Genomic DNA, 13,379 nt, shown 5'->3' on the forward strand with positions numbered 1-13,379 from the left:
CGGCCCGGGCTACGCTTCGACGGCGACCGACGACCCCGCCCGCTCGCGCTCCTTGAGCACCTTCAGGTCGTGGCGCTTGATCGCCGGCTCCCCCTCGCGCAGCTGCGAGTACAGCGGCGCCGCGACGAACACGGTCGACCAGGTGCCGACCAGGATGCCGATGAGCAGCGACAGCGAGATGTCCCGCAGCGTGTCGGCGCCGAGGACGCCGGCGCCGATGAAGAGGATGGCCGCGACCGGCAGCGCCGCGATGACGCTCGTGTTGATCGAGCGCACCAGGGTCTGGTTGACGGCGAGGTTGACCGACTCGGCGAAGGTGCGCCGCGATTCATCCCCGTCGTCGGCGGTGTTCTCGCGGATCTTGTCGAAGACCACGACCGTGTCGTAGAGCGAGTAGCTGAGGATCGTCAGCACACCGATCATGGCGGCCGGCGAGATCTCGAAGCCGACGGCGGCGTAGACGCCCACCGTGACGATGAGGTCGCCGATGAGCGCCAGGATCGCGGCGAGCGACATCTTCCACGTGCGGAAGTAGATCGCCATGATGATGCCCGCGAGCAGCAGGAACGCGATGAGGCCGACGATGGCCTGCCTCGTCACGTCGGCGCCCCAACTCGGCCCGATGAAGCTCGAGGTGACCTCGCTGACGGGCACGTCGTACGCCTCGGCCAGCGCGGCCGAGACGTCGTGCGAATCCTGCTGGGAGAGCTGGTCGGTCTGCACGCGCACACCGCTGTCGCCGACGATGGTGACCTTCGCGGTGGCGTCCGGCACGACGCTCGCGACGGCCTCGGTCGCCGGCTCGGCCGTGGCGTTCTGCACGTTCGTGATCTGGAACTGCGAGCCGCCGAGGAACTCGATGCTGAAGTTCACGCCGCGCACGAGCGGGACGACGATCGACAGGATGACGAGCACCGCCGCGATCACGTACCACTTGCGTCGTCCGCCGACGAAGTTGAACGAGCGCTTGCCCGTGTAGAGGTCGTTGCCGAAGGTGGTGAGACGGCTGGCCATCAGGACTCCTTGCCTTCGCTCGTCGAGCTGAGCTGTTCGGCGGCCTTGCGCTCCGCGATCGTCTGGCGGCGCTGCGCCTCCTTCGCGCTCGACGCGGCCTTCTTGGCGGGCACCGAGGACGGCTTGCGGAACTCCGCGCGGCCTCGGTAGACGGCGCCGAGCGCGTTCGGGTCGAGACCCGACCACGGGTTGCCGCCGGAGAAGAACCGGGTCTGCGCGAGCAGCTGCAGCATCGGGTGGGTGAAGAGGATGACGATCACGACGTCGATGATGGTCGTGAGGCCGAGCGTGTAGGCGAAGCCCTTGACGCTGCCGACCGCGAGGATGAAGAGCACGATCGCCGCGAGCAGGTTCACGCCCTTCGACGCGAGCACGGTGCGGAAGGCGCGCTTCCAGCCCGCCTCGACGGCGCCGACGAGCGGTCTGCCGTCGCGCAACTCGTCTCTCACGCGTTCGAAGTAGATGATGAACGAGTCGGCCGTGAAGCCGATCGCCACGATCACGCCCGCGATACCCGCGAGCGAGAGGCGGTAGCCCTCGCGCCAGGACAGGATCGTCAGCATGAGATAGGTGATGATGCCCGCGATGATGAGCGAGGCGACCGTCACCGAGGCGAGCGCGCGGTACTGGAAGATGCTGTAGAGCACGACCAGGATGAGGCCGATGAGGCCCGCGATCAGACCGTTCTGCAGCTGCTGCGTGCCGAGCGTCGGCGAGATCGTCTCGGACGACTGCACCGTGAAACTGATCGGCAGCGCGCCGAACTTCAGCTGGTCGGCGAGCGCCTTCGAGGTCTCCTGGGTGAAGGAGCCGGTGATCTGCGGGCGGCCGTCGGTGATGACGCCGTTCATCGAGGGCGCCGAGATGACGGCACCGTCGAGCACGAAGGCGAACTGGTCGCGCGGGGTCTGGCCCTTGAGGCCGTAGAGCCGGGTCGAGACGTCGGCGAAGGCCTTGGTGCCCTCGTCGTCGAAGACGAGGTTCACCGCCCACTGACCGGTCGAGGCGCCGCTCTGCGTGGTGACGACGCCGTTCGTGGCGTCGACGATGTTCGCGCCGCTCACCTCCACGGGGCCGAGGATGTACTTCGCCGTGCGGCTCGCGTCGCAGGTGACGAGCGGCTCGTCGGCCGGCGCCACGTTGGCGTCGGGGTCGTCGAGGCTCGAGCACTGGAAGGTGTCGAACTCGTTCTGCAGCGCCGGCGTGATCCACGAGGGATCGCTCGGGTCGGTGGGCTCGACGGTCGGCGTGGCCTCGAGCTCCGCATCGTCCGTCGGGGCCGGCGACTCGCTGGGGCTGATCGACTGATCGGTCGCGGCGCTCGCGAGCAGCACGGGACGCAGTTCGAGCTTCGCCGACTGCTCGATGCGGTTGCGCGTCTGCTCGTCGAGCTCACCCGGGATGCGGACGACGACGTTCGACCCCTCGGTGTTGATCTCGGGCTCGGCGACGCCCGAGGCGTCGACGCGCTGGCGGATGATCGACACCGCCTGGTCGAGCTGCTCCTGCGAGGCGGTCTGCCCCGACTCGAGCTTCGGCTCGAGGATGATCTGCGTGCCGCCCTCGAGGTCGAGCGCGAGCTTCGGCGTCCACGACCCGCCGCCCCAGATCACGCCGGCGGCGTTGATCGCGAACAGACCGACGATGATCACGCCGAGCCAGCTCAGCGACCGCCAGGCCTTGCGAACGGGGGTCGGCCGTGATGACCGCTTCGGTGCTGCAGCCACGTGCTCTGCTTTCTCTGCGTCGGCCCGCGCACGAGTGCGCGGGCCGAGCCAGTGGGAACGGGTTTAGTCCTCGGACTTCTTCGGCGACTCGTCGCCCTTGGGCGCCTCGTCGGCGGCCTTCGAGGTCTCGTCGGCCGCATCATCGATGCGCTCGCCGAACTCCGGCTCGCCGTCGATCGACTCGATCGCCGGGGCGTCGGTGCCCTCGGCCGGCTCGACCACGCGGGCGATGGTCTGACGGTGCAGGGTCAGCACGGTGCCCGGGCTCACCTCGAGCTCGGCGCGGTTCTCCTCTTCGTCGATCGATACGATCGTGCCGAAGACGCCGAAGTTCGTCATCACCTTCGCACCCGGCTGCACCTTCGACTGCAGCTCGCGCGCCTCGGCCTGGCGCTTCCGCGAGTTGCGGAACATGAAGAAGATCAGCACCGCGAGAACGGCGAGCATGATGAGAGTCAGCGGATCGAAGGGCATGAGCTGGGAAACCTTCCGGTGCGCGCGACGGCGCGCGAAGTCAGAGACAAGGGGGCCGAAGCCTCCTTGGATTATAGGTCATCGATGGGGAGTGCCTGCTCGACGCCCGGCGCGTGCTCCGCGAGCCCGAAGTGGCGCCACGCGGCGGGGGCCGCGACCCGGCCGCGAGGGGTGCGTGTGATGAGCCCGATGCGCACGAGGAACGGCTCGACGACGGCCTCGATCGTCTCGGACTCCTCGCCGACCGAGACGGCCAGGGTATTGAGGCCGACCGGTCCCCCACCGAAGCGCTCGAGCAGGATCGTCATGACCGCGCGGTCGAGCCGATCGAGCCCGAGCGCGTCGACGTCGTACAGCTCGAGGGCCGAGCGCACCGCGTCGAGGTCGGCGCGCGCGCCGGCACCGCCCGAGTGCACGAGCGCGTAGTCCCGCACACGGCGGAGCAGCCGGTTGGCGATGCGCGGCGTGCCGCGGCAGCGACCGGCGATCTCGGCGAGCGCCTCGCCGTCGATGTCGAGCCCGAGCATGCGCGCAGCCCGCTCGAGGACCTGCTCGAGCTCGCTCCGGTCGTAGAACTCGAGGTGCGCCGTGAAGCCGAAGCGGTCGCGCAGCGGGTTCGGCAGGAGCCCGGCGCGGGTCGTGGCCCCGACGAGCGTGAACGGCGCGAGATCGAGCGGTACCGAGGTCGCGCCGGCGCCCTTGCCGACCATGATGTCGATGCGGAAGTCCTCCATCGCGAGGTACAGCATCTCTTCGGCCGAGCGCGCCATGCGGTGGATCTCGTCGATGAAGAGCACCTCGCCCGGCACCAGCGAACTGAGGATGGCCGCGAGATCGCCCGCGTGCTGGATGGCCGGCCCGCTCGACATGCGGAGCGGCCGACCGCCCTCGTGGGCAACGATCATCGCGAGCGTCGTCTTGCCGAGCCCCGGCGGGCCCGCCAGCAGGATGTGGTCGGGGGTGCGCTGCTGGAGCTGCGCGGCCGTGAGGAGCAGTTGGAGCTGCCCGCGCACCTTGCTCTGCCCGACGAACTCCTGCAGGCTCTTCGGCCGCAGCGCGCCCTCGAACGCGAGCTCGGCCTCGGAGGCGAGCTCGGGGTCGGTGAGGTCGAGATCGTCGTGGTTCATCGCGCCCGACCGCCCTGCTGCGCCGGACCGAGCCGCGCGAGCGTGAGCCGCAGCAGCGTCGGCACAGAGGCCGCGTCGGCCTCGCTCACGGCGAGGATCGTCTCGTCGAGCGCCTCGGCCGCGACCTTCTCGGACCAGCCGAGCCCGGTGAGGGCGGCGAGCACGCTGTCGCCGATGCTGCCGCTCGCGACGGGCGCGCTGGCGGCGCGGGCGGCCGGGGCGGCCAGCTTGCCCGCCAGGGAGACCACGATCAGCTTCGCCGTCTTCGGGCCGATGCCACTGACCTTGCGGAAGGCCGCGTCGTCTTCGCGGTGCACTGCGGCGGCGACCTCGTCGGGCGAGAGCGCCGAGAGCACGCCGAGCGCGGACTTCGGCCCGACGCCGTTCACGCCGACGAGCAGCTCGAAGACCTCGAGCTCGTCACGCGTGCCGAAGCCGAACACGGTCAGCGAGTCTTCGCGGACGATGAGCACCGTGTGCACGGAGAGCTCGTCGCCCACGCGGCTCGCGAGCACGAGGGCCGGGGTGGTGTTGACCTGGAAGCCGACGCCGCCGACGTCGATGACGAGGGTGCTGCCGGCGGCGACGAGCACGCGCCCGCGGAGGGAGGAGATCACTCCTTCACCCTACGGGCCGCCCCCGACACCGCCGCGGAGCGCTCCGCGGCGAGCCACGCCCGCTGCGCCGGGGTGAGGCCCGAGGCATCCTGCTCGCCGCCGCGCCCGGTCGAGGCGTCCCGGATCGCCGCGCCGGCGACCCCGCCGGTGCGCCAGGCGTGGCAGATCGCGAGGGCGAGGGCGTCCGCGGCATCCGCCGGCTTCGGCACCTCCTCGAGCCCGAGGATGCGCGCAACCATCGCGCCCACCTGCTTCTTGTCGGCGCGCCCGTACCCCGTGATCGCGGCCTTCACCTCGGACGGGGTGTGCAGCGCGACCGGGAGCTCCCGCCTGGCCGCGATGAGCATCGAGACGCCGGAGATCTGCGCGGTGCCCATGATCGTGGAGACGTCGGAGCGGGCGAAGACCCGCTCGAGCGCGACCGCGTGCGGCCGGTGCTCCTCGAAGATCGCCTCGAGGCCGTCCGCGATGCGTGCGAGCCGCCGTTCGATGGGGGCGTCGGTGGGCGAGCGCAGCACGATGACGTCGACGAGCCGGGCGCGCCGGTTCGGCTCGACATCGACGACGCCGACGCCGCAGCGGGTGAGCCCGGGGTCGATGCCGAGCACCCGCATGGCGATCGGCCTACTCCGCCTCGAGTTCGGCCTGCACCTCTGGGGTGAGGTCGAAGTTGCTGTAGACGTTCTGCACGTCGTCGCTGTCTTCGAGCGCGTCGATCAGGCGGAAGACCTTGCGCGCCGTGTCGGCGTCGATCTCGACCTTGAGGTTCGGCACGAACTCGATGTCGGCCGATTCGTAGTCGAGGCCAGCCTCCTGCAGGGCCTTGCGCACCTCGACCATGTCGGACGGGTCGGTGATGACCTCGAAGCCGTCGGCGTGCGGCTCGATCTCATCAGCCCCGGCCTCGAGCGCCGCCATCATGACGTCGTCCTCGGTCGTGCCCTCGCCGGTGACGACGATGACGCCCTTGCGGGTGAAGTTGTAGGCGACCGAACCCGGGTCGGCGAGCGTGCCGCCGTTGCGGCTGAGCCCGGTGCGCACCTCGGCGGCAGCGCGGTTCTTGTTGTCGGTGAGCACCTCGACCATGAGGGCGACGCCGGAGGGCCCGTAGGCCTCGTACGTGATGCTCTGGTACTCGACGGCCTCGCCGCCGATTCCGGCGCCGCGCTTGATCGCCCGGTCGATGTTGTCGTTCGGCACCGAGGTCTTCTTGGCCTTCTGCACGGCGTCGTACAGGGTCGGGTTGCCGTTCAGGTCGGCGCCGCCCAGCTTCGCGGCGACCTCGATGTTCTTGATGAGCTTGGCGAAGGACTTCGCGCGACGCGCGTCGATGACGGCCTTCTTGTGCTTCGTCGTGGCCCACTTGGAATGCCCGGACATGCTGCTCCTGGATCGATTGCCCGGCGGGGGCGCCCGCCGGTCTCCCATTCTACGGCAGCGGCGCCGCGGGGCCCGGAAGCGCGCGCCTACTTCAGCAGCTTCTGCAGCGTGCGGAGGTTCCGGTTCGTCGTCGTCGGCTTGAACCGCGCCTTGGCGACGAGCTTGGCGAACGCGCTGTCGATGCCGACCGCACGCCGGCAGTGCCAGTAGACGACCTGCTCCCCCGGCGCGATGATCTCGTCGGCCGGGTCCAGCGAGGGCGCAGCCTCGAGCAGCTCGGCGAGCGGCGCCGGGTCGGAGGCGAACAGCACGTACGGATGCCACCCCTCGCGCTCGGCGTCGAAGGGGAACGCCTCGACGATCTGCTCGAGCCGCTCCCGGGAGCAGAGCACGATCCAGGCCTCGTAGCCGAAGCGCTCGGACAGCGCCGCCTCGATCCTCGCCTTCAGCCGCCGCTCCGCCGCGGCATCCCGCGCCTCGGCCTCGAAGGCGACGTTGCCGCTCGCGAGCACCGTGCGCACCGCCTCGAAGCCGAGCGAGCCGAAGAGCTCGCGGAGCTCGGCCGAACGGATCGTGATGCCGCCGACGTTCACCCCGCGCAGCAGCGCGATCCAGGTCCCCATGACCGCGACGCTACCGCGCCCGGACCATCCCGAGGAAGTACTCGTGGAAGCGGTGCTCCCCCGTGATCTCCGGGTGGAAGCTCGTCCCGAGCAGCGCGCCCTGGCGCACCGCGACGACACGGCCGTCGGCCAGTGCGGCGAGCGGCGTCGCCCGCGGTCCGAGCGATTCGACGACCGGGCCCCGGATGAAGGCCGCGTGCACCGGCGGCTCGCCGAGCTCCGGCACCGCGAGTTCGGTCTCGAAGGACTGGTTCTGCGAGCCGAAGGCGTTGCGCCGCACGACGATGTCGAGGCCGCCGAAGGAACGCTGGCCGGGACTCGCGTCGAGCACGGTGTCGGCGAGCATGATGAGCCCCGCGCAGGTGCCGTAGACCGGCATCCCGCCGCGGATCGCGGCGATCAGCGGCTCGGCGATCCCGAAGCTGCGCGCGAGCTTGTCGATGACGCTCGACTCGCCGCCCGGGATCACGAGGCCGTCGATCTCGGCGAGCTCCGCCGGCCGACGGACGAGCGTCACCCGGGCGCCGAGCCCGGCGAGCACGCGGGCGTGCTCGCGGAAGTCGCCCTGGAGTGCGAGGACGCCGACGCGGGGGCCGGTCGCGCCGGCCCCCGCGTCGAGCGACTCCTCGCGGAGGGTGGTCGTCACCAGCCGCGCTCGGCGAGCCGGTGCGGGGCCGGCAGGTCGCCGACGTTGATGCCGACCATCGCCTCGCCGAGCCCGCGCGACACGTCGGCGATCACGGAGGCGTCGTCGTAGAAGGTCGTGGCCTTCACGATGGCGGCGGCGCGCTGCTCCGGGTTGCCGGACTTGAAGATGCCCGAGCCGACGAACACGCCGTCCGCGCCGAGCTGCATCATCATGGCCGCGTCGGCCGGGGTGGCCACGCCGCCCGCGGTGAAGAGCACGACCGGCAGCTTGCCGGTCTCGGCGACCTCGAGCACGAGCTCGTAGGGCGCCTGCAGCTCCTTGGCGGCGACGTAGAGCTCGTCGCGGGTCATCGACTTCAGCGCGTTGACCTCGCTCGTGATCTTGCGGATGTGCTTGGTGGCCTCGGACACGTCGCCGGTGCCGGCCTCGCCCTTCGAGCGGATCATCGCCGCACCCTCGTTGATCCGGCGGAGCGCCTCGCCGAGATTCGTGGCACCGCAGACGAACGGCACGGTGAACTGCCACTTGTCGATGTGGTTCACGTAGTCGGCGGGCGAGAGCACCTCGGACTCGTCGATGTAGTCGACGTCGAGGGCCTGCAGCACCTGCGCCTCGACGAAGTGGCCGATGCGCGCCTTCGCCATGACCGGGATCGAGACCTCGGCGATGATCGCCTCGATCAGGTCCGGATCGCTCATGCGGGCGACGCCGCCCTGCGCGCGGATGTCGGCGGGCACGCGCTCGAGCGCCATCACGGCGACGGCGCCGGCGTCCTCAGCGATGCGCGCCTGCTCCGGGGTGACGACGTCCATGATGACGCCGCCCTTCAGCATCTCGGCGAGGCCGCGCTTCACGCGGCTCGAGCCCGTCTCGGGTACCGTCACAGGGAATCCTCTCGATCGAGCGCGAGCCCATCCCGCGCTTCGAAACAGACCAACGGAATCATTGTCCTAGGCCAAAATGTAGCATGGTCGTGGACACGAGGAAGGACCATGACGTGATCGCCGAGATCGAAGGGCGTTCGGCCGCCGAGATCGCCGACAGCCTGCGTGCGCTCATCGAGCGCGGGCGGCTCCGCCCCGGCGACGCGCTGCCCCCGGTCCGCACCCTCGCCAAGCAGCTCGGCGTGAACCGCAACACCGCCGTCGCCGCCTATCGGCAGCTCGGCGCTTCCGGACTCGTCGTGACCCGCGGCCGCGCCGGAACCCGGGTCGCCGGCGCCGCGCCGGTCGCGCAGGAGGGCTTCGCCGCCGACACCGCGCTCCGCGACATCGGCACCGGCAATCCGGATGCCTCCCGCATCCCCGACCCCTCGCGGGCGCTCGCCGGCATCGCCCGCCGCCCCGTGCTCTACGGCGAGCCCGTCATCGACCCGGGCCTCGAGCAGTGGGCCGCCGAGTGGATGCACCGCGACCTGCCGGCCGGGCTCCCCCTCCGGCTCACCGTGACCTCGGGCGCGGGCGACGCCGTCGAACGGCTGCTCGCCCAGGCGCTCACCCGCGACGACGCGGTCGCGCTCGAGGACCCGTGCTTCCTCACCAGCATCCACACCGTTCGCATCGCCGGGTATCGCCCGGTCGCCGTGCCGGTCGACGAGCAGGGAATGACCGTCGCCGGCCTCCGCGCCGCGCTCGAGCAGGGGGTCCGGGCCGTCATCTGCACGCCGCGGGCGCAGAACCCGACCGGGGCGAGCCTCAGCGCCGAGCGCGCCGCCGCGCTGCGGGAGGTGCTCGCCGAGCACCCCTACGTGCTCGTGATCGAGGACGACCACTACTCGCTGCTCTCGCAGCAGCCGTTCCACTCCTTGATCGGGCCGGAGCACCGGCGCTGGGCGCTCGTCCGCTCGGTGTCGAAGTTCCTGGGCCCCGACATGTGCCTCGCCGTCACGGCCTCCGACCCGGAGACGGCCGAGCGGCTCGCCATGCGGCTCACGCCCGGCACCACCTGGGTGAGCCACCTGCTGCAGCGCCTCGTGCACGCGCTCGCCACCGACCCGGAGGTGGCCGCGCAGATCCGCGCGGCAGGCGAGCACTACGCCGCGCGGAACCGCACGTTCGCCGAGCTGCTCACGGCGGAGGGCCTGCCCACCGAGCCCGGCGACGGCCTGAACGTCTGGGTCGCGCTCGGCGCACCGGCGCGGGCGGTCGTCGAGCAGCTGATGCGCCGCGGCTGGCTCGCCCGGCCCGGCGACGAGTTCGCCCTCGCCGGCGGTGCCCCGCCCGAGCGCCTGCGCCTCACGGTGCACGAGCTCGACGATGAGGAGCTCCGGCGGCTCGCCGCAGATCTCGCCACCTCCGTCCGGGCGGCGCGCGAGGCGAGCGGCGCCGTGGAACCGGCCCGGCTCGCCGAGGTGGGATGATCGTCCGATGAAGATCCTCTCGATCCAGTCGGCGGTGGCCTACGGTCACGTGGGCAACTCCGCCGCCGTCTTCCCCCTGCAGCGCATCGGCGTCGAGGTGCTCCCCGTCTACACGGTGAACTTCTCGAACCACACCGGCTACGGCGCCTGGCGCGGGCCGCTCATCGCCCCCGACGACGTCCGAGAGGTCATCGCCGGCATCGAGGACCGCGGAGTGCTCCCCCAGATCGACGTGGTGCTCTCCGGCTACCAGGGGGGCGAGGGCATCGCCGATGTCATCCTCGAGGCCGTCGTGAAGGTCAAGGCGGCGAACCCCTCCGCCATCTACTCCTGCGACCCCGTGATGGGCAACGCGAAGTCCGGCTGCTTCGTCGCCCCCGCGATCCCGGTGCTGCTGCGCGACCGCGTCGTGCCGGCGGCCGACCTGATCACGCCCAACCAGTTCGAGCTCGGCTTCCTCACCGACACCGAGCCCGATACCCTCGAGTCCACTCTCGACGCGGTCGACCGCATCCGCGCCACGGGGCCGCAGACGGTTCTCGTGACGAGTGTCGAGCGGCCAGACCGCGAGCCGGGCACGATCGAGATGCTCGCCGTCGACGACCGCGGCGCCTGGATCGTGCAGACCCCGCTGCTGCCGCTCAAGGCGAACGGCTCCGGCGACGTCACGGCCGCCCTCTTCACCGCGCACTACCGCGCCACGGGCGACGCCGCCGACGCGCTGGCGCGCACCACCTCGAGCGTCTTCGGGCTCCTCGAGCGCACGCACCGCTCGGGCGAGCGGGAGCTCCAGCTCGTCGAGTCGCAGGAGGACTACGCGAACCCCGCCATGCAGTTCTCGGTGCGCCAGGTGCGCTGACACCGCCACGACGACCGATGCCCCGGCGGGTCGATCCCGCCGGGGCATCCGTCGCCTCTGTCCGCGTCGTCAGCGCACGAGCGAGACGCCGAGGGTCGCCAGCACGCCGAAGACGACGCCCCAGAGCACGATCGAGACGATCTGCCAGAAGATGACGGCGTTGCGGCTGGCCCCGAAGGAGACCATCGCCGCGGAGGTGATCTGGCTCGGCAGGATCGTCTGCCCGACGATGCTCACCCCGGCGACCCCGTACTTGTCGAAGGCGCGGCGCAGCTTCTCCCGGCGCGGCGACTCCTCGGGCGCCTGCTGCTTCCCCGCGACGACCTTCGAGCGCACCCCGTGCGCGGTCAGCACGAAGATGAGCATCGACACCACGTTGCCGATCACCGCGACGCCGATCGCGACGGCCGGCGGCAGCCCGATCAGCACGCCGACGACCGAGCCGAAGTAGGACTCCACGAACGGGATCGCCGCGACGAGCATCACCCCGAACCACTGGAGGTAGGTGGGCAGCGAGCCGGCGAAGTCCTGGAGCGCGTCGATCATGTCGGGCCTTTCGAGTGCGGGTCGCCATCGCGACTGCGATGGGATGCCTCCAGCCTCCCGGCCGCCGCCCGCGCCCGGCAGTGCCGCCGTGTCAGCGAACGCCGTGCGGATCCGCACCCCGGAACGTGACAAATGTCACTGCCATATGCTCGGATCCATGCCCCCGGAACCCGCCCGCAGCGTCCGCGCGACCTGGATCTACACGCTCGTGTCGATCGTGTTCTTCTACGGGTTCTTCGATCTGATCGTCGGCCTCACGCTCTTCGAGGCCTCCCTCGCCCAGCCCACGCCGCTCGTCCTCGCGGCCCTCGTGCTCCACGTGCTCGCGACCGCGGCGCAGCTGCGCTACTGCTGGTTCCTGCACCTCGGCCGTGGCGGAGGGCTGCCGCACCCCGCATGGACCGTCGTCCTGCTGCTCCCCGCGGCCCTCGTCTGGGCGATCGGGCTCCTCGCGCCCGGCCTGGCGCTCGTGAGCGCGATGCCGCTCTGGGCCGCCCTGACCCTCGTCGCACCGCTGCTGCCGAAGCCCAGGCGCGGTCAGCTGTTGGCCGTCGGCGCCGCAGTCACCGCGGCGCACGTGTTCGCCGCGGCCTGGCTGCACGGCGGCGCCGAGACCGCTCGCGAGCAGTCGAGCGGCTGGATGATCGGCTTCTTCGCGGTCATGCTGCCGATCATGGCCCTCACGAGCCTCTGGTGGTGGGAGGTGGTCGTCCGGCTCGACCGGAACCGCCGCACCGCCGGTGAACTCGCCGTGACGCAGGAGCGGCTCCGCTTCGCCTCCGATCTCCACGACATCCAGGGCCACCACCTGCAGGTGATCTCGCTCAAGTCGGAGCTCGCCGAGCGGCTGCTCGAGCGCGACCCGGAGCGCGCACGGGAGCTCGTCCACGAGGTGCGCCTGATCGCGAAGGAGGCGCTCGAGGAGACGCGCTCCCTCGTCGCGGGCTACCGCCAGGTGGCCTTCGACCAGGAGCTCGAGAACGCGCGCGAGGTCCTCGCGGCATCCGGGGCGGTCTGCACCCTGCGACTCGGGCCCGTGCCGAGCGACGACGAGGTGCAGCGCGTGCTCGGCACCGTGGTGCGCGAGGGCACGACGAACATCCTGCGGCACAGCGAGGCGCGCGCGGTCACGATCGAGCTCGTGACGCGCGACGGACGCTCGGAGCTGCGGATCACCAACGACGGCGTCGCAGCGCCCTCGGAACGGGGCGCGCGGGCCGGGCACGGGGCCGGCAGCGGGCTCGACGGCCTCAGCGAGCGCCTGACGGCGATCGGCGGTGTGCTGAGCACCGAGGCGGATGCCGCAGCGGGCTCGTTCCGGCTCGTCGCGAGCGTGCCGATGGCCGCCGGGGTGCCCGCATGACCCGCACCGATGCCGCCGCCCCGCCGATCCGCCTGCTCGTCGCCGACGACGAGCATCTGATCCGCGGCGCGCTCGTCGCCCTCCTCGACCTGGAACCGGACATCGAGATCGTCGCGAGCGCCGACACCGGCACCTCCGCGGTGGCGCAGGCCGTCGCCGCGCGCCCCGACGTGTGCCTGCTCGACCTCGAGATGCCCGACGCCGACGGCGTCGAAGCCGCCGCGCGCATCCTCGCGACGGTGCCGACGCGCGTCGTCATCGTGACCCGGCACGCCCGCCCCGGAGTGCTGCGCCGGGCGCTCGCCGCGAAGGTGTCCGGCTTCGTGCCGAAGTCGACGCCCGCGGAGAGCCTCGCCGACGTCATCCGCGACGTCGCCGCCGGGCGCCGGTACATCGATCCGGAGATCGCCGCCGCGGCCCTCACCGCCGAGCGCTGCCCGCTGACCGACCGGGAGCTCGACGCGCTGCGATACAGCCGCTCGACCCTCAGCGTCCAGCAGATCGCCGAGCGCCTGCACCTCGCCCAGGGCACCGTGCGGAACTACCTCTCGGCCGCTATGACCAAGCTGGACGCGGCCTCGCGCCACGAGGCCGCGGAGAAGGCCTGGCAGCAGGGCTGGATCTGAGCCCGCGTCCGCGGT

The 13,379-nt window shown here is 71.5% G+C and carries 15 protein-coding genes; 4 read left to right on the forward strand and 11 right to left on the reverse strand.

From position 1 onward, the window contains the following. Positions 1 to 9: 9 nt before the first annotated feature. The 10 genes from secF to pdxS form a co-directional block, all read right to left on the reverse strand. A complete protein-coding gene (gene secF, locus ACFWE1_RS00695; RefSeq protein ID WP_376931658.1) occupies positions 10 to 1,014 on the reverse strand; it encodes a protein translocase subunit SecF in 1,005 nt (334 codons plus the stop codon). Continuing rightward, the gene (gene secD, locus ACFWE1_RS00700; protein ID WP_376931659.1) at positions 1,014 to 2,741 is read right to left on the reverse strand and encodes a protein translocase subunit SecD; all 1,728 of its coding nucleotides are present in this window, start codon (positions 2,739 to 2,741) and stop codon (positions 1,014 to 1,016) included. Before secD ends, secF begins: the two co-directional genes overlap by 1 nt. Positions 2,742 to 2,804: 63 nt before the next feature. Continuing rightward, positions 2,805 to 3,188, reverse strand: a complete 384-nt coding sequence (gene yajC / locus ACFWE1_RS00705) for a preprotein translocase subunit YajC (protein ID WP_376931660.1) — start codon at positions 3,186 to 3,188, stop codon at positions 2,805 to 2,807. Positions 3,189 to 3,286: 98 nt separating this feature from the next. Further along, on the reverse strand, positions 3,287 to 4,342 hold the full coding sequence (ruvB, locus tag ACFWE1_RS00710; protein WP_376931661.1) for a Holliday junction branch migration DNA helicase RuvB: 1,056 nt from the start codon (positions 4,340 to 4,342) through the stop codon (positions 3,287 to 3,289). After that, entirely contained in the window at positions 4,339 to 4,959 is a 621-nt protein-coding gene (gene ruvA, locus ACFWE1_RS00715) for a Holliday junction branch migration protein RuvA (protein ID WP_376931662.1), read from the reverse strand. The genes ruvB and ruvA overlap by 4 nt, the downstream gene beginning before the upstream one ends. After that, positions 4,956 to 5,573, reverse strand: a complete 618-nt coding sequence (gene ruvC / locus ACFWE1_RS00720; protein WP_376931663.1) for a crossover junction endodeoxyribonuclease RuvC — start codon at positions 5,571 to 5,573, stop codon at positions 4,956 to 4,958. The genes ruvA and ruvC overlap by 4 nt, the downstream gene beginning before the upstream one ends. A 10-nt stretch (positions 5,574 to 5,583) precedes the next feature. Next, complete coding sequence (locus ACFWE1_RS00725; protein ID WP_376931664.1) at positions 5,584 to 6,339, reverse strand: YebC/PmpR family DNA-binding transcriptional regulator; 756 nt, start codon at positions 6,337 to 6,339, stop codon at positions 5,584 to 5,586. Between the two features lie 86 nt (positions 6,340 to 6,425). Then, positions 6,426 to 6,962, reverse strand: a complete 537-nt coding sequence (locus ACFWE1_RS00730) for a DUF1697 domain-containing protein (protein WP_376931665.1) — start codon at positions 6,960 to 6,962, stop codon at positions 6,426 to 6,428. 10 nt (positions 6,963 to 6,972) lie between these two features. Then, a complete protein-coding gene (pdxT, locus tag ACFWE1_RS00735) occupies positions 6,973 to 7,608 on the reverse strand; it encodes a pyridoxal 5'-phosphate synthase glutaminase subunit PdxT (RefSeq protein ID WP_376931666.1) in 636 nt (211 codons plus the stop codon). Then, positions 7,605 to 8,495, reverse strand: a complete 891-nt coding sequence (gene pdxS / locus ACFWE1_RS00740; protein ID WP_279399732.1) for a pyridoxal 5'-phosphate synthase lyase subunit PdxS — start codon at positions 8,493 to 8,495, stop codon at positions 7,605 to 7,607. Before pdxS ends, pdxT begins: the two co-directional genes overlap by 4 nt. An 83-nt stretch (positions 8,496 to 8,578) precedes the next feature. Between pdxS and ACFWE1_RS00745 the strand changes: the two genes are divergently transcribed. Both ACFWE1_RS00745 and pdxY read left to right on the forward strand, forming a co-directional pair. Next, entirely contained in the window at positions 8,579 to 9,970 is a 1,392-nt protein-coding gene (locus ACFWE1_RS00745) for an aminotransferase class I/II-fold pyridoxal phosphate-dependent enzyme (protein WP_376931667.1), read from the forward strand. A gap of 7 nt (positions 9,971 to 9,977) precedes the next feature. Then, positions 9,978 to 10,829, forward strand: coding sequence for a pyridoxal kinase PdxY (gene pdxY, locus ACFWE1_RS00750; RefSeq protein WP_376931668.1), 852 nt, complete (start codon positions 9,978 to 9,980; stop codon positions 10,827 to 10,829). A gap of 69 nt (positions 10,830 to 10,898) precedes the next feature. On the opposite strand, the gene ACFWE1_RS00755 is transcribed toward pdxY, so the two are convergent. Continuing rightward, complete coding sequence (locus tag ACFWE1_RS00755) at positions 10,899 to 11,375, reverse strand: hypothetical protein (protein ID WP_376931669.1); 477 nt, start codon at positions 11,373 to 11,375, stop codon at positions 10,899 to 10,901. A 157-nt stretch (positions 11,376 to 11,532) separates the two neighbouring features. Here ACFWE1_RS00755 and ACFWE1_RS00760 point away from each other — a divergent pair, with 157 nt between their 5' ends. After that, complete coding sequence (locus ACFWE1_RS00760; RefSeq protein ID WP_376931670.1) at positions 11,533 to 12,738, forward strand: sensor histidine kinase; 1,206 nt, start codon at positions 11,533 to 11,535, stop codon at positions 12,736 to 12,738. Then, positions 12,735 to 13,364, forward strand: coding sequence for a DNA-binding response regulator (locus ACFWE1_RS00765; RefSeq protein WP_376931671.1), 630 nt, complete (start codon positions 12,735 to 12,737; stop codon positions 13,362 to 13,364). The genes ACFWE1_RS00760 and ACFWE1_RS00765 overlap by 4 nt, the downstream gene beginning before the upstream one ends. The last annotated feature ends 15 nt before the right edge of the window (positions 13,365 to 13,379 follow it).

This window comes from Agromyces sp. NPDC060279, assembly GCF_042726785.1.
Taxonomy (GTDB): Bacteria; Actinomycetota; Actinomycetes; order Actinomycetales; family Microbacteriaceae; genus Agromyces.